A 13,704-nucleotide genomic window follows, 5' to 3' on the forward strand; every position below is an offset into this window, starting at 1 on the left:
GTCGTCGATGACGCTGCTGGACCGGACCGAGACCGCTTTAGGGAATCAGGACTGACGATGGGTTTGATGCGTTATACGACGGGCGTGGCCATGGCCGCCCTCATCGCCGGTTCGGCTGTCGGTCAGTCCGCCGCGCAGACGACGCCTGCCCAACCGGCTCAGGCTCCGGCCGCGGGAACCCTGAACCCGGCCGCCGAGGACGCGCCGCAACGTGCGACCGCCGCGCCGCAATTCCGCCTGGCCGACGGCATCATCGCCACCGTCAACGACCGCATCATCACCGGCTACGATCTGCGCCAACGGATGCTGGTCATCATGGCCATGTCGCAGATTCAGCCCACCGAAGAAAACATCGCCGCTATCCAGCAGCAGGCGCTCAACGACCTGATCGAGAAACACCTTCAGGACGCAGAAATCGCCAAGTTCGAGTCGCTGAAGATCAGCGATCAGGAAATCGACCAGGAGATCGCCGGCATGGCCCGCGAGGCCGGCACGACGCCGCAGAACTACATGGCCTTCCTGGAACAGGGCGGCATCCGTCCGCAGCCCTTCCGCGAGCAGTTGCGCACTGAGATCGGCTGGCGCGATCTGGTCGGCGGGCGTTTCCGCGACCGCGCCAGGGTCAGCCGCACCCAGGTCGATCAGGCCATGCGCCAGCTGACCGAGGCCGCCACCAAGCCCCAATATCTGGTCGGCGAAATCTATCTCGAGGCCAGCCGCGTCGGCGGCATGCAGGAAGCCATGAACGGCGCACGCCAACTGGTGCAGCAGATGGTCCAGGGTGCGCCCTTCATGGCCGTCGCCCGTCAGTTCTCCGCCGCCCCGTCAGCGGCGCGCGGCGGCGACGCTGGCTGGGTGGTCCAGGGCACGATCCAGCCGGCGCTGGAAACCGCGATGGAATCCCTGGCTGTCGGCCAGTTGTCGAACCCCATCCCCGTCGATGGCGGCGTCTACATCCTCTACATGCGCGACAAGCGCTCCGGCGCAGCCACCAGCCTGGTTCAAATGAAGCAGGTCATGATCGAGCTGCCGGAAACCGCCACGGAAGCCCAGGTCACCGCCGCGACCCAGCGCCTGGAAGCCCTGCGCGGCAGCCTGACCTGCGACAACATCCTGGAACGCGCCCGCGCCGAGCAAGGCATGCTGGGCGCCGACCTGGGCGAGAGCGACGTGGCCAACCTGCTGCCGCAGTTCCAACAAGTCGCCCGTTCGGCTGAGATCGGCTCGGTCAGCAGCGCCGTGCGCAGCCCCTTGGGCGTTCACCTGCTGGCCGTCTGCGGTCGTCGCCTCGGCGGCCCCGAGGCGCCGTCGCCCCAACAGGTAGAGTCCCGCCTGCAGAATCAGAACTACGCCATGCTGGGCCGCCGCTACCTGCGCGACCTGCGGGCCGACGCCCTGATCGAGATCAAGCAGTAATGACGATCCGGCCGCTCATCGTCACGATGGGCGATCCCGCCGGCGTGGGGCCGGAGATCATCGCGCGCGCCTGGCCCGTCTTGGCCACGCAGCCCGGTCCCCTGGCCCCCGTCGTTCCCTTCGCCGTCATCGGCGACGCCGACGTCCTGGCGGCCCAAGGCGCCAAGATGGGCGTGAAGGTCGAGCAGGTCTTCAGTCCGTCCGACGCCGCCGCCGTCTTCGGCCGCGCCATTCCGGTCCTGCACGCCCCGGCCCCCGCGCCGGTCACGCCGGGCCAGCCCGACCCGCACAACGCCCCCGCCGTGGCCGACTGGATCGAGCGGGCGGTCGACCTGACCCTGTCGGGCGAGGCATGCGGGATCGTGACGGCCCCCATCGCCAAGGCGCCCATGTACGCCTCCGGCTTCCGCTTCCCCGGCCACACCGAGTTCATCGCCGAACTGACCGCCGACATGCCGTTTTCCGGCACGCGCGGCCCGGTCATGATGCTGACGGCCAAGGACCTGCGCGCCTGTCTGGTGACCATCCACGTCCCCATCGACCAGCTGCCCGAGCTGATCACGGCCGACCGCGTCATGCGCGTCGCCCGCGTCGTCCACGAATCGATGAAGCGCGATTTCGGCATCGCCGCGCCGCGCCTGGCCCTGGCCGCCCTGAACCCCCACGCCGGCGAAGGCGGCGCCATCGGCCTGCAAGAAATCGAAGTGCTGCGTCCCGCCGCTGCGGCCCTGCGCGCCGAGGGGCTGAACATCACCGATCCCCTGCCCGCCGACACCCTGTTCCACGATGAGGCTCGCGCCCGCTATGACGCCACCGTCTGCCTCTATCACGATCAGGCCCTGATCCCGGTCAAGACGCTGGACTTCTGGGGCGGGGTCAACGCCACGCTCGGCTTGCCTATCGTCCGCACCTCGCCTGACCACGGCACCGGCTTCGACATCGCCGGCAAGGGCATCGCCCGCGCCGACAGCTTCATCGCCGCCGTGCGACTGGCTTCAGAGATGGCGGCGGCGCGCGCCACGCGCTGATTTTTCCGCCCATCCCCGCGGAGGCGGGGACCCAGCAAGAGCCTCATTCGTTCCGTCCAGCCATTCCAGCGGACAAACCCTCAACCTTTGAGTATGAAGCTCAAGCACTGGGTCCCCGCCTCCGCGGGGATGAGCGGATGGAGTTTCAGTGGCTGACGCCCTGCCGAGTTTACGCGAAACGCTCGACGCCCACGGCCTTCTGGCCAAGAAGAGCTTCGGCCAGCACTTCCTGCTGGACCTCAATGTGACGCGAAAAATCGTCCGCTACGCTGGTCCGTTCGACGGCCGCGCGGTGATCGAGGTTGGCCCCGGCCCCGGCGGCCTCACCCGCGCCATTCTGGAAAGCGACGCGGGCAAGGTGGTGCTGGTCGAGAAGGACCCGCGCTTCATTCCCCTGCTCAGCGAACTGGACGACGGCTCCGGCCGCCTGACCATCGTCGAGGGCGATGCGCTCAAGGTCCGCGAGGCCGAACTAGTCGAAGGCCCCGCCCATCTGGTCTCCAACCTGCCTTACAACGTCGGCACGCCCCTGCTGATCAAGTGGCTGACCGGCCCCTGGCAACCCTGCGCCCTGACCCTGATGTTCCAGAAGGAGGTGGCCGAACGTGTCGTGGCCGCCCCCGGCGACGACGCCTATGGCCGCCTGGCTGTCATCACCCAGGCCGTGGCCGAGGCCCGGATCGTCATGCACCTGCCCGCCGCCGCCTTCACCCCGCCGCCCAAGGTGGCCTCGGCGGTCGTGCACGTGGTTCCGCTGGCCGATCGCCCCTCGCCCGAGCGCCTGAAAAAGCTGGAGCGCGTCACCGCCGCCGCCTTCGGTCAGCGCCGCAAGATGCTGCGCTCCAGCCTGAAGCAACTCGGCGGCGCCGCCCTGTGCGAAGCCGCCGGCATCGAACCCGACGCCCGCGCCGAAGTCATCGACATCGCCGGCTTCCTCCGCCTGGCCGACGCCCTGAAGTAAAGCTTGCCATGACCGTTGAAATCGAACCCTTCCGCGCCATCAGCGTCAGCCGACTGGCCCATGAGCTGAAGGCCCAGGGCCGCTCTATCATCCACATGGAGTTCGGCCAGCCCTCGACCGGCGCGCCCGCCGCCGCCATCGCCCAGGCCCACCGCATCCTCGACAGCGAGCCTGGCGGCTACTGGGAAAGCCCGGCCCTGCGCGCCCGCGTCGCCAAGCTTTACGACGACCGCTACGGCGTCACCGTCGATCCCGAGCGAGTGGTGATGACGGCGGGCGCCTCGCCCGCCCTGGTGCTGGCCCTGATGATGCGCTTCCAGCCCGGCGATCGCGTGGCCATCGCCCGTCCCGGCTATGTCGCCTACCGCAACACGCTGAAGGCCCTGCACATGGAGCCGGTCGAGATCGACTGCGGCCCCGAGGTGCGCTTCCAGCTGACCGCCGAGGCCCTGCGCGCCCTCGCCCCCGCGCCTGCCGGCGTCATCATCGCCAGCCCCGCCAACCCGACCGGCACCATCATCCCCGAGGCCGAACTGAATGCCATCGCCGAGGTCTGCCGCGAGCGCAACATCTCGGTCATCTCGGACGAGATCTACCACGGCCTGTCCTACACCGGCCCGACCCCGTCCATGCTGCAGTTCGAGCCGAACGCCTTGATCGTCAACAGCTTCTCCAAATACTGGAGCATGACGGGCTGGCGTCTGGGCTGGCTGATCCTGCCCGAGGCCGAGGTGCCGCAGGCCCGCGCCCGCGTCGGCAACATGTTCCTGACTCCCGCGACGCTCAGCCAGCACGCCGGTCTGATCGCCATGGACGAGGAAGAGGAGCTGGAGGCCAATATCGACGTCTATCGCGCCAACCGCGCCCTGATGCTCGACGCCCTGCCGGCCATGGACCTGCGCTCCATCGCCCCGCCCGACGGCGCCTTCTACATCTACGCCGACATCGGCCACCTGACCGACGACAGCATCGGCTTCTGCGAGGCCCTGCTGCGCGAAACTGGCGTCGCCACCGCCCCCGGCGTCGACTTCGACCCGGTCAACGGCCACCGCTTCATCCGCTTCAGCTTCGCCGTCTCGACGCCCCAGGTCGAAGACGCCCTGGCCCGCATCAAGCCCTTCTTCGCGGCGCGAACGGCGGCCGCCGAGGAACGGCTCAGCGCCTAGGGGCGTTCGTCAGGGCCCGAAACCTTCGGAGCCTTCATGTCGAAATCGCGTCTCGTTGCTTCCGTCGCCCTGCCCTTCGCCTTGGTCGCGCTGACCGCCTGCGGATCGCCCGCCGAGACGCCAAAGCAAGAACAACCGCCCGCTGCCTCGGCCCCTCCCGCATTGACACGCGAGGCCATCGAGGCGGCGGTGTTCAAGGCCGCCCCGTCGCCCCAGGCGAACGGACAGACGACGCCCGTCGCGCCCGATCCCGCCGTCGCCCGCGCCCAGATCCTGCTGGACCGCGCCAACTTCTCACCGGGCGTCATCGACGGTCTGGGCGGCGACAACACCCGTCAGGCCATCGCCGCCTTCGAGAAGGCCGCTGGTCTGCCCGAGGACGGCGCATTGGACGCCGAGGTCTTCCGCCGTCTGACCGCAGGCGACAACGACAAGGTGCTGGCCGACTACGTCATCACCGCCACCGACCTGACCGGCCCCTTCATTGGGCAGGTCCCGTCCGACCTTCAGGCCATGTCGAAGCTCGCGACCGTCGGATACGCCACGCCGCTGGAAGCCCTGGCTGAGAAGTTCCACATGACCGAGGGTCTGCTGCGCGCCCTCAACCCCGGCGTCGACTTCGGCAAGGCGGGCCAGACCATCATCGTCGCCGCCGTCGCCCAAACCAATCTGTCCGGCGACGTGGCCCGCATCGTAGTGGACAAGACCGAACGCTCGGTCCGCGCCTATGACGCCAATGACGGGCTGCTGGCCTTCTATCCCGCCACCATCGGCAGTTCCGCGCGCCCCGCGCCCTCAGGCGACCTGAGCGTGGTCGGCGTCGCGCCCGAGCCCAACTACACCTACGACCCGGACCGGGTCAGCTATGATCGGGGCGACCGCAAGGTCGTCGTGCCGCCAGGGCCAAACAATCCCGTCGGGTCGGTGTGGATCGACCTGTCACGCGACACCTATGGCATCCACGGCACGCCGGACCCGTCCAAGGTCGGCAAGACCTTCTCCAGCGGCTGCGTGCGCCTGACCAACTGGGACGCCGAGCAGCTGGCGTCTCGGGTCAAGCCGGGCGTGCGGGTGGTCTTCCGCTAGTCCCGGTCACCCCGGAAGCAGCGCAACCCGCTGGAATCGAGGCCTAGACCACTTCCTTCATCAGCGCGCCCTTGTAGGCCTCGACCCACAGGTTGCGGTGACGGCGGCTGCGCTCGGCGTGATAGATGTGGGCCAATTCGGCGTAGGAGCGGTCGAAGTCCTCATTGACCAGGACGTAGTCGAACTCGTCGCAATGCTCGATCTCGCCCTTGGCGTTGGCGACGCGGCGCTCGATCACGTCCTCGGCGTCCTGCGAACGCGTCACCAGGCGGCGGCGCAGTTCTTCCAGGCTGGGCGGCAGGACGAAGACGCGCACGGCGTCGCCGGGGCATTTCTCGGCCACGTCCCGGGCGCCCTGCCAGTCGATGTCGAACAGGACGTCGCGGCCCTCGGCCAGGGCGCGATCCACCGGGGCGCGCGGCGAGCCGTAGCGGTTGCCGTGCACGTCAGCCCATTCCAGGAAGGCGTCGGCGTCGATCAGACGCTGGAATTCCTCGTGGGTGACGAAATGATAGTCGCGGCCGTCGACCTCGCCCGGACGAATGCCGCGCGTGGTCATGGACACCGACAGCTCCAGCCCCTTGTGGTCGGCCATCAGGCGGCGGCACAGCGACGTCTTCCCGGCCCCCGACGGACTGGCCACGATCAGCAGGACGCCACGGCGGGGGGTGCGGTTATTCGACATTCTGAACTTGTTCTCGAAGCTGCTCGATGACGGCCTTCAGTTCGAGGCCGATTCCGGTGAGCGGCGTGGTAGCGGATTTCGAGCAGAGCGTGTTCGCTTCGCGCATGAATTCCTGCATCAGGAAGTCGAGTTTTCGCCCGGCGGGGGGTTGCTGCAACAGTGTGCGAGCCGAGGCGACGTGCGCGGTCAGGCGATCCAACTCCTCGCGCACATCCGCCTTGGTCGCCAGGGCTGCGGCTTCGAGGAAGATTCGCTCGTCCAGACCCGGCGCGTCGGGGGCCAGTTCGCTGATGCGGCGCGTAAAGCGTTCGCGGATCGCCTCGGTCTGGCTTGAGGCCTCCAGTTCGGCGCGCGCGACCAGGGCCTCGATGGTCCCGACGAAGTCGTGGATGACCGGCGTCAGTTGCTCGCCCTCGCGCTGACGCGACAGCTTCAGGGCGTCCAGCGCCTGTTCGATGGTGACCGCAACGGCGGCCTCGACGGCGGCGTGGGCCTCGGGGTCCTCGACCGCCTCGGCCACTTCGATGACGCCGCGCAGGGACAGAAGCCCATCGGCCGAGGGCGGCGTCGCCCCCTCCTCAGCCAACTGGTTCGCCAGCTTCAGATAGGTGGCCAGGACGGCCTCATTGACGCGCGGGGCGGGCTCGGCGCCCTCGGCCCGCTTGGCCTGAACGCCGAGCGTCACCTGGCCCCGGTTCAGCCGTCCTTGAGCCGCCGCCTTGGTCAGCCGTTCCAGGTTCTCGAAGCTTCCAGGCCCGCGATAGCGGACCTCCAGCGAGCGCCCGTTGACCGAACGCGCCTCGACCGTCCAGGTCCAGCCGTCCAGCGCGCCATCGGCCCGCCCGAAGCCGGTCATGCCTGAAATGGAAGCGCTCATTGCGGCGCCGCCGGGGGCACCGAGATGACCTTGGCGCCCGGCGGGATGGCCACCGGCGCAGCCGCCGCCTCGCCCATCGGCGTCGGCGCCGCGCCGGGGACCGAGGCCGCCTGGCCGGGCGGCAGGCCCGCCTTGCGGCGCTCGATCTCGCGCCAGCGCGCCACGTTCAGCAAGTGCTCGGGATAGGTCCGCGCGAAGACGTGGCCGCCGGTGCCGTCGGCGACGAAGAAGACATAGTCCGAACGCGGCGGGTTCAGCACCGCCTTCAGCGCCTCTTCGCCCGGATTGGCGATGGGCGTCGGCGGCAGGCCGTCGATCAGATAGGTGTTCCACGGCGTCTGGGCGCGCAGTTCCGAGGCGCGGATGCCGCGGCCCAGCGGACGGCCCTTGGTCACGCCGTAGACGATGGTCGGGTCGCTCTCCAGCCGCATCCCCAGCCGCAGCCGGTTGGTGAAGACCGCCGCCACCTCGGGCCGTTCCGAGGCCAGGCCCGTCTCCTTCTCGACAATGGAGGCCAGGACCAGGGCTTCTTCCGGAGTGGTGACGATGCTGGCGGGCGAGCGCGTGGCCCACAGGGCGTCCAGCTTGGTCCGGGCGGCGCGCTGCATCCGGGCCACGACCGAGGCGCGGGTCTCGCCGCGCGAAACCTCATAGGTGTCGGGCCACAGGCTGCCTTCGACCGGCACCTCGACCTCGCCGGTCAGCACCGGTTGCTTCATCAGGATGTCGACCGCCTGGGCGCCGGACCAGCCTTCCGGCAGGGTCACGTAGTGGCGCACCGCTTTGCCGTCGACAAGCAGGCCGACCACGGTCGCCAGCGAGGCGCCCGACGGCACCTCATACTCGCCCGCGCGGATCTTGCGGTCGGCGCCGCTCAGGCTGACGGCGGCGCGGAACAGGTCGGTCGAGCGGATCACCCCCGCCGACTTCAGGCTCGCCGCGATGGCCGGCACGCCCGCGCCGGACGGCAGGGTGACTACGGTGGCGTCGCCCTCGACCGCCTTCGGCCCCGGTCCCCAATAGACCGCCCACAGGGCGATCAGGGCCGCGACCACGAACAGGCCCAGGGTCCCGGCGGCGGTGATCAGACCGACGCCGAGGCTGGACTTGCCGGCTCCGCCGCCGCCCCGCTTCGGCACGCGGTTCTTGGGAATGCGAACCTTGGGCGCGGAACGACGCGACGGAGCCTTGGCCAAATCAGTCGACCTTCTTGAAGATCACGGCCGCATTGGTGCCGCCGAAGCCGAAGCTGTTGGACATGGCGACATCGATCTTCATCGGCTTGCCCTTGTGCGGGACCAGATCGATCGGCGTCTCCATCTCCGGGTCGTCCAGGTTGATCGTCGGCGGCGCGATCTGGTCGCGGATGGCCAGAACCGAGAAGATGCTCTCGATCGCGCCTGCCGCGCCCAGCAGGTGGCCCGTCATCGACTTGGTCGAGGAGACGGCGACGTCCTTGGCGTGATCGCCGACCAGACGCTCGATGGCCTTCAGCTCGATCCAGTCGGCCATGGTCGAGGTGCCGTGGGCGTTGACGTAGTCCAGGTCCGACGGCTCCATCCCGGCGCGCTTCAGCGCCATCTTCATGGCCCGCAGGCCGCCGTCGCCGTCTTCCGACGGGGCGGTGATGTGATAGGCGTCGCCGCTCATGCCGTAGCCGACGACCTCGGCGTAGATCTTGGCGCCGCGCGCCTTGGCGTGTTCGTACTCTTCCAGCACCATGACGCCGGCGCCCTCGCCCATGATGAAGCCGGCGTGGCCGCGGTCATAGGGGCGCGACGCCTTCTCCGGCGTGTCGTTATAGGCGGTGCACAGGGCCTTGCAGGCCAGGAAGCCGGCGATGCCGATCGGCACGACCGAGCTTTCGGCGCCGCCCGCCACCATGACCTCGGCGTCGCCCAGGGCGATCATGCGGGCCGCGTCGCCGATGGCGTGGGCGCCGGTGGCGCAGGCGGTCACGACCGAGTGGTTCGGCCCCTTCAGGCCGTGGCGGATCGAGATCTGGCCCGAGGCCAGGTTGATCAGGGCCGAAGGGATGAAGAAGGGGCTGACACGGCGGACGCCCTGTTCCTTCAGCACGATGGCCGTGTCGGCGATGGGGCCGAGGCCGCCAATGCCGGAGCCGACCATGACGCCGGTGGCTTCCTTGTCGTCCTCGCTCTCCGGCTTCCAGTTCGCGTCGGCCAGGGCCTCGTCGGCGGCGGCGATGGCGTAGAGGATGAAGTCGTCGACCCGCTTGCGGTCCTTGGCCGACATCACCTGATCGGGGTCAAAGACGCCCGGCTGATCCGGCGCGCCGCGGCCACGGCCGTCCACCGACGGCACTTCCCCGGCGATGGTGCAGCCATAGCCCTCGGTGTCGAATGCGGTGATCGGACCGATGCCCGAGCGGCCCTCGACGATGCCTTGCCAGACATGCTCCACGCCCGAACCGAGCGGAGTGACAAGGCCGAGGCCCGTGATGACGACGCGGCGCATGGTTCGCGCTCCTTGGACTGCAGAATCGTGACCAAAAACAATAATGGCCGCCGGACGGTCCCGCTAGGGGCCCGTCACGGCGGCCATCACTTAGGAAGTGCGACGGATCGCAGCTGGATTAACCAGCCAGCTTCTCGTCGATGAACTTCACAGCGTCGCCGACGGTCTGGATGTGCTCAGCGGCGTCATCCGGGATCTCGACGTCGAATTCTTCTTCAAAGGCCATGACCAGTTCGACGTTGTCGAGCGAGTCGGCGCCCAGGTCGTCGATGAAGGAAGCCTTTTCCGTGACCTTGTCCGGATCGGCGTCCAGGTGGTCGATAACGATCTTGCGGACGCGTTCGAGGGTGTCGGACATGAGTGTCTCTCTGCCTGTTTGTTGGTCGCCGTGAAGGCGGGGTCTCAGTGTTCGCCGTGTCACGGCAGCCCCTTGGAAGCAAGACCCGAAGGGACTCACCGCCGCGAAGCGTTCCCGCCCTTTAGCACAGCCATCGGGGCGGGAAATAGATTGTTGCGCGTCGTGATCGCGACGCGCAACGCCTTAGATCATCGCCATGCCGCCGTTCACGTGCAGGGTTTGCCCCGTCACATAGGCGGCCTCGTCCGACGACAGATAGACAGCGGCGGCGGCGATTTCGTCGCCCGTGCCCAGACGGCCCGACGGAATCTTGGTCAGAATGGCCTCGCGCTGCTGGTCGTTCAGCACGTCGGTCATCGGCGAGGCGATAAAGCCCGGCGCGATGCAATTCACCGTGATCCCGCGCGAACCGACTTCCTGGGCCAGCGACTTGGAGAAGCCGATCATGCCCGCCTTGGACGCCGAATAGTTGGTCTGGCCGGGGTTGCCAGTCACGCCGACCACCGAGGTCACGCCGATGATGCGGCCCGAACGGCGCTTCATCATCCCCTTCACCGCCGCGCGGGTCAGGCGGAAATAGCTTTCCAGGTTGATCTGGACGACGGACTGGAAGTCCTCGTCCTTCATCCGCATCAGCAGGCCGTCCTTGGTGATGCCGGCGTTGGCGACCAGGATGTCCAGCGGGCCGCCGGCGGCTTCCTCGGCGCGCGCCACCAGACCGTCGACCGATTCCGCGTCCGACAGGTTGGCGGCGGCGAAGAAGGCGCGCTCCCCCAGTTCCTTGGCCAGATCAGCCAGCACGGCTTCGCGCGTGCCCGACAGCACTACGGTCGCGCCCTGAGCGTGCAGCGAGCGCGCGATGGCCCCGCCGATGCCGCCGGTCGCGCCGGTCACCAGGGCGATCTTTCCCGAAAGGTTGAACATCATGATCTCCTCTTCCTTCTCCCCTTGCGGGAGAAGGTGGCCCGAAGGGCCGGATGAGGGGTCGCACCGGACCCCACCACTATTAACTCCGAGAAGCTTCGTCGGACCCGTCCGTGAAACCCCTCATCCGTCTCGCTACGCGATCCACCTTCTCCCGCAAGGGGAGAAGGATCAAAGGCTTTTCGCGAAGGCTTCGAGGTCTTCCGGCGTGTTCAGCGCCAGGCTCTCGGCGTCAGGGGCGATGCGCTTGGCCATGCCGGTCAGGACCTTGCCCGAGCCGATCTCGGCGAAACGAGTCACGCCGCCCTCGCCTGCCATCCACTCCATGCTCTCGCGCCAGCGCACGCGGCCCGTGACCTGCTCGACCAGCAGGCGGCGGATCACCTCGGTGTCCGTTTCCGGGCGGGCGGTGACGTTGGCGACCACCGGCACGGCCGGGGCGAGGATCTTCGCGTCGGCCAGGGCGGCGGCCATCTCGTCGGCGGCGGGCTGCATCAGCGGGCAATGGAAGGGCGCCGAAACGTTCAGCGGAATGGCGCGTGCGCCCAGTTCCTTGGCCTTCTCGATAGCGCGGTCCACGGCGGCCTTGTCGCCCGAGATGACGACGTTGCCGTTGTTGTTGTCATTGGCGACAACGCAGACGCCGACTTCCGAACCCGCAGCAGCGGCGGCTTCGGCCAGGGCTAGGTCGGTCTTGGGGCCGATCAGCGAGGCCATCGCGCCCTTGCCCACCGGCACGGCGCGCTGCATGGCCTGACCGCGCAGCTTCAGCAGGCGGGCCGTGTCCGACAGGCTGATCGCCCCGACCGCCGCCAGGGCCGAATATTCGCCCAGCGAGTGACCGGCGACAAAGCCGGCCTTGGTCACGTCCACGCCGAACTCGACCTTCAGCACCCGCGCCGCCGCCGCCGAGACGGCCATCAGGGCCGGCTGGGCGTTTTCGGTCAGGGTCAGCTGGTCTTCCGGGCCTTCGCGCATCAGGTCGAACAGCTTCTGGTTCAGCGCGTCGTCGACCTCGGCGAAGACGTCGCGGGCGCTGGCGAAGGCCTCGGCCAGGGCTGCGCCCATGCCGACGCTCTGGCTGCCCTGACCGGGGAAGAGAAGCGCGAGGGTCATAGAGGAACGATCCGTGGTCCGTTGATTCAAGGCGCCGAGGGGTAGGCGAAACCCTCCCCTACGGCAAGCAGACGCTGACGGAAGGCTCAGAACAGGCCGATCAGCTCCTTGCCCGCCAGCACGGCGAACAGCAGGGCCGCCGCCGCCAACAGGGCGTTCGACAGGCCGTGGCTGCGCCATTCGCTCGGCACGCGGTCGCTGTTCAGCAGCCACAAAAGGGTCCCCGCCAGGAAGGGCATGAACAGGCTGCCCAGCACCCCATAGGCCACGATCAGACCGAACGGCCGCTCCATGAACAGCAGGGCCATCGGCGGGAAGGTCAGCCACAGGGCATAGGCGCGGAACGCCCGGCTCTTGTCGCCGCGCGCCGTCGGATCGTCGGAGCGGCCCCGCACATGGGCGGTGAAGTCGGCGAACATCAGGCTAACGCCCTGCCAGACGCCCAGCAGGCTGGAGAAGCTGGTGGCCCAGAAGCCGACCAGGAACAGGATGGAGACCGGCCGCCCGAAACGCTCCCGCAGCACCTGGTCCAGGTCCAGCAAGCCCCGGTCGCCGCTCTGCAGCGCGATGCCCGCCGCGTGCAGCAGTTCGGCCCCGACGATCAGCATGGCCACCACAAAGACCCCGGTGACGACGTAGGCGACCCGGTTGTCCAGCCGCATCACCGACATCCAGCCCGGCCCCTTCCAGCCCTTGGCGTTCAGCCAGTAGCCATAGGCCGCCATGGTGATGGTTCCGCCCACCCCGCCGATCAGACCCAGGGTATAGAAGACGGACCCCTGCGGCAGGGTCGGCCACAGGCCGGTCAACAGGACCGGAATATCCGGCGTCACGATCACGGCCAGACCGACCACGGTGACGAACATCACCCCGACGCAGGCCGTCATCACCTTCTCGAACAGGCCGTAGCCGCCGAACCAGACAAAGATCAGCCCGATGACGCCGCTCAACATCCCCCAGGCCTTCAGGTCCAGCACCGGGAACAGGGCCGCCAACGGCAGGGCCGTCGCCGTCATGGCCGCCGCGCCATAGACAAAGCCCCAGATGACGACATAGAGGCCGAAATAGAGCCCGGCCCAGTTCAGCCGCCCGCCGATCGCGCCGGGCAGCAGGCCCCGCCCCAGGCTGGACCAGCCGTCAAAGATGGTCCGCTCGCTGGCCAGGGTCCACCGCCCCACGGCCTCGGCCAGGGCGATCTTCAGAACCGTGCCGATGATGGCCGCCCACAACAGGGCATAGCCGAAGCGCGATCCGGCGATCAGGGTCGCCACCAGATCCCCCGCCCCTACGCCCGTCGCCGCCACGACGATGCCCGGCCCGATCAGGGACCAGCGCCTTTTCAGGGCGGCGTTCGGCTCGGACGAGGTCATGCGGCGTCTCCGGTCAGGCGGGAACCCTCCGCTGTTTCGGCCGCGCTTGGCAACACAGCCCGCCAGCCTTGCTCCGTCCTTGCTCTTTGGGGCTTTTTCGCCTATACGCGCCGCCTTTCCAGGGCTTCGGTCCTGTTGCGGAACGCCAAAGGGTTTCGGGAAGTCATCCCGGCCGCCGCTTCAGGAGCCATCGTGGACAGGACTACCCGGTCCCATTCACGCCGATGCCCACAAGGGAG

The 13,704-nt window shown here is 68.5% G+C and carries 13 protein-coding genes and 1 pseudogene; 5 read left to right on the forward strand and 9 right to left on the reverse strand.

The annotated features are described in order from the left end of the window. The first annotated feature begins 57 nt into the window (after positions 1 to 57). The 5 genes from ACR9FL_RS10825 (at position 58) to ACR9FL_RS10845 (ending at position 5,657) form a co-directional block, all read left to right on the forward strand. A complete protein-coding gene (locus ACR9FL_RS10825) occupies positions 58 to 1,416 on the forward strand; it encodes a peptidylprolyl isomerase (protein ID WP_436355579.1) in 1,359 nt (452 codons plus the stop codon). Next, entirely contained in the window at positions 1,416 to 2,444 is a 1,029-nt protein-coding gene (gene pdxA, locus ACR9FL_RS10830; RefSeq protein ID WP_436355580.1) for a 4-hydroxythreonine-4-phosphate dehydrogenase PdxA, read from the forward strand. The genes ACR9FL_RS10825 and pdxA overlap by 1 nt, the downstream gene beginning before the upstream one ends. 148 nt (positions 2,445 to 2,592) lie before the next feature. After that, positions 2,593 to 3,405: a 16S rRNA (adenine(1518)-N(6)/adenine(1519)-N(6))-dimethyltransferase RsmA gene (gene rsmA, locus ACR9FL_RS10835; protein ID WP_436355581.1), complete on the forward strand. Its 813-nt coding sequence runs from the start codon at positions 2,593 to 2,595 to the stop codon at positions 3,403 to 3,405. An 8-nt stretch (positions 3,406 to 3,413) separates the two neighbouring features. After that, positions 3,414 to 4,571, forward strand: coding sequence for a pyridoxal phosphate-dependent aminotransferase (locus ACR9FL_RS10840; protein ID WP_436355582.1), 1,158 nt, complete (start codon positions 3,414 to 3,416; stop codon positions 4,569 to 4,571). Between the two features lie 36 nt (positions 4,572 to 4,607). After that, positions 4,608 to 5,657: a L,D-transpeptidase family protein gene (locus ACR9FL_RS10845; RefSeq protein ID WP_436355583.1), complete on the forward strand. Its 1,050-nt coding sequence runs from the start codon at positions 4,608 to 4,610 to the stop codon at positions 5,655 to 5,657. Between the two features lie 43 nt (positions 5,658 to 5,700). On the opposite strand, the gene gmk is transcribed toward ACR9FL_RS10845, so the two are convergent. From gmk to ACR9FL_RS10890, 9 genes and pseudogenes are all read right to left on the reverse strand, one after another. Continuing rightward, complete coding sequence (gene gmk, locus ACR9FL_RS10850; protein ID WP_296177278.1) at positions 5,701 to 6,342, reverse strand: guanylate kinase; 642 nt, start codon at positions 6,340 to 6,342, stop codon at positions 5,701 to 5,703. Continuing rightward, positions 6,332 to 7,219: a YicC/YloC family endoribonuclease gene (locus ACR9FL_RS10855; protein ID WP_296177281.1), complete on the reverse strand. Its 888-nt coding sequence runs from the start codon at positions 7,217 to 7,219 to the stop codon at positions 6,332 to 6,334. Before ACR9FL_RS10855 ends, gmk begins: the two co-directional genes overlap by 11 nt. Further along, a complete protein-coding gene (gene mltG / locus ACR9FL_RS10860; protein ID WP_436355584.1) occupies positions 7,216 to 8,415 on the reverse strand; it encodes an endolytic transglycosylase MltG in 1,200 nt (399 codons plus the stop codon). The genes ACR9FL_RS10855 and mltG overlap by 4 nt, the downstream gene beginning before the upstream one ends. Position 8,416: 1 nt before the next feature. Beyond that, entirely contained in the window at positions 8,417 to 9,697 is a 1,281-nt protein-coding gene (gene fabF / locus ACR9FL_RS10865) for a beta-ketoacyl-ACP synthase II (protein WP_436355585.1), read from the reverse strand. Positions 9,698 to 9,815: 118 nt separating this feature from the next. Further along, positions 9,816 to 10,055, reverse strand: coding sequence for an acyl carrier protein (locus ACR9FL_RS10870; RefSeq protein WP_105564338.1), 240 nt, complete (start codon positions 10,053 to 10,055; stop codon positions 9,816 to 9,818). Positions 10,056 to 10,238: 183 nt separating this feature from the next. Continuing rightward, the gene (fabG, locus tag ACR9FL_RS10875) at positions 10,239 to 10,979 is read right to left on the reverse strand and encodes a 3-oxoacyl-[acyl-carrier-protein] reductase (RefSeq protein WP_297933777.1); all 741 of its coding nucleotides are present in this window, start codon (positions 10,977 to 10,979) and stop codon (positions 10,239 to 10,241) included. Continuing rightward, a pseudogene (locus ACR9FL_RS10880) lies at positions 10,969 to 11,046 on the reverse strand (methylated-DNA--[protein]-cysteine S-methyltransferase); the annotation flags it as partial. The pseudogene ACR9FL_RS10880 and the gene fabG, both read right to left, overlap by 11 nt. A gap of 104 nt (positions 11,047 to 11,150) precedes the next feature. Then, positions 11,151 to 12,095 carry an ACP S-malonyltransferase gene (gene fabD, locus ACR9FL_RS10885; RefSeq protein ID WP_436355586.1) on the reverse strand — a complete coding sequence of 315 codons (945 nt, stop codon included), beginning with the start codon at positions 12,093 to 12,095 and terminating at the stop codon, positions 11,151 to 11,153. An 86-nt stretch (positions 12,096 to 12,181) separates the two neighbouring features. Further along, positions 12,182 to 13,465 carry an Nramp family divalent metal transporter gene (locus tag ACR9FL_RS10890; RefSeq protein WP_436355587.1) on the reverse strand — a complete coding sequence of 428 codons (1,284 nt, stop codon included), beginning with the start codon at positions 13,463 to 13,465 and terminating at the stop codon, positions 12,182 to 12,184. Positions 13,466 to 13,704 lie beyond the last annotated feature (239 nt).

The sequence above is a fragment of the Brevundimonas sp. CEF1 genome (assembly GCF_051353055.1).
Classification (GTDB): domain Bacteria; phylum Pseudomonadota; class Alphaproteobacteria; order Caulobacterales; family Caulobacteraceae; genus Brevundimonas.

Bases quoted from the DNA above. Each gene is read 5' to 3' on its own strand.
- ACR9FL_RS10825 (WP_436355579.1), top strand. From the start codon at position 58: ATGGGTTTGATGCGTTATACGACGGGCGTGGCCATGGCCGCCCTCATC.
- pdxA (WP_436355580.1), top strand. From the start codon at position 1,416: ATGACGATCCGGCCGCTCATCGTCACGATGGGCGATCCCGCCGGCGTG.
- ACR9FL_RS10840 (WP_436355582.1), top strand. From the start codon at position 3,414: ATGACCGTTGAAATCGAACCCTTCCGCGCCATCAGCGTCAGCCGACTG.
- ACR9FL_RS10845 (WP_436355583.1), top strand. From the start codon at position 4,608: ATGTCGAAATCGCGTCTCGTTGCTTCCGTCGCCCTGCCCTTCGCCTTG.
- gmk (WP_296177278.1), bottom strand. From the start codon at position 6,342: ATGTCGAATAACCGCACCCCCCGCCGTGGCGTCCTGCTGATCGTGGCC.
- ACR9FL_RS10855 (WP_296177281.1), bottom strand. From the start codon at position 7,219: ATGAGCGCTTCCATTTCAGGCATGACCGGCTTCGGGCGGGCCGATGGC.
- fabF (WP_436355585.1), bottom strand. From the start codon at position 9,697: ATGCGCCGCGTCGTCATCACGGGCCTCGGCCTTGTCACTCCGCTCGGT.
- ACR9FL_RS10870 (WP_105564338.1), bottom strand. From the start codon at position 10,055: ATGTCCGACACCCTCGAACGCGTCCGCAAGATCGTTATCGACCACCTG.
- fabG (WP_297933777.1), bottom strand. From the start codon at position 10,979: ATGTTCAACCTTTCGGGAAAGATCGCCCTGGTGACCGGCGCGACCGGC.
- fabD (WP_436355586.1), bottom strand. From the start codon at position 12,095: ATGACCCTCGCGCTTCTCTTCCCCGGTCAGGGCAGCCAGAGCGTCGGC.
- ACR9FL_RS10890 (WP_436355587.1), bottom strand. From the start codon at position 13,465: ATGACCTCGTCCGAGCCGAACGCCGCCCTGAAAAGGCGCTGGTCCCTG.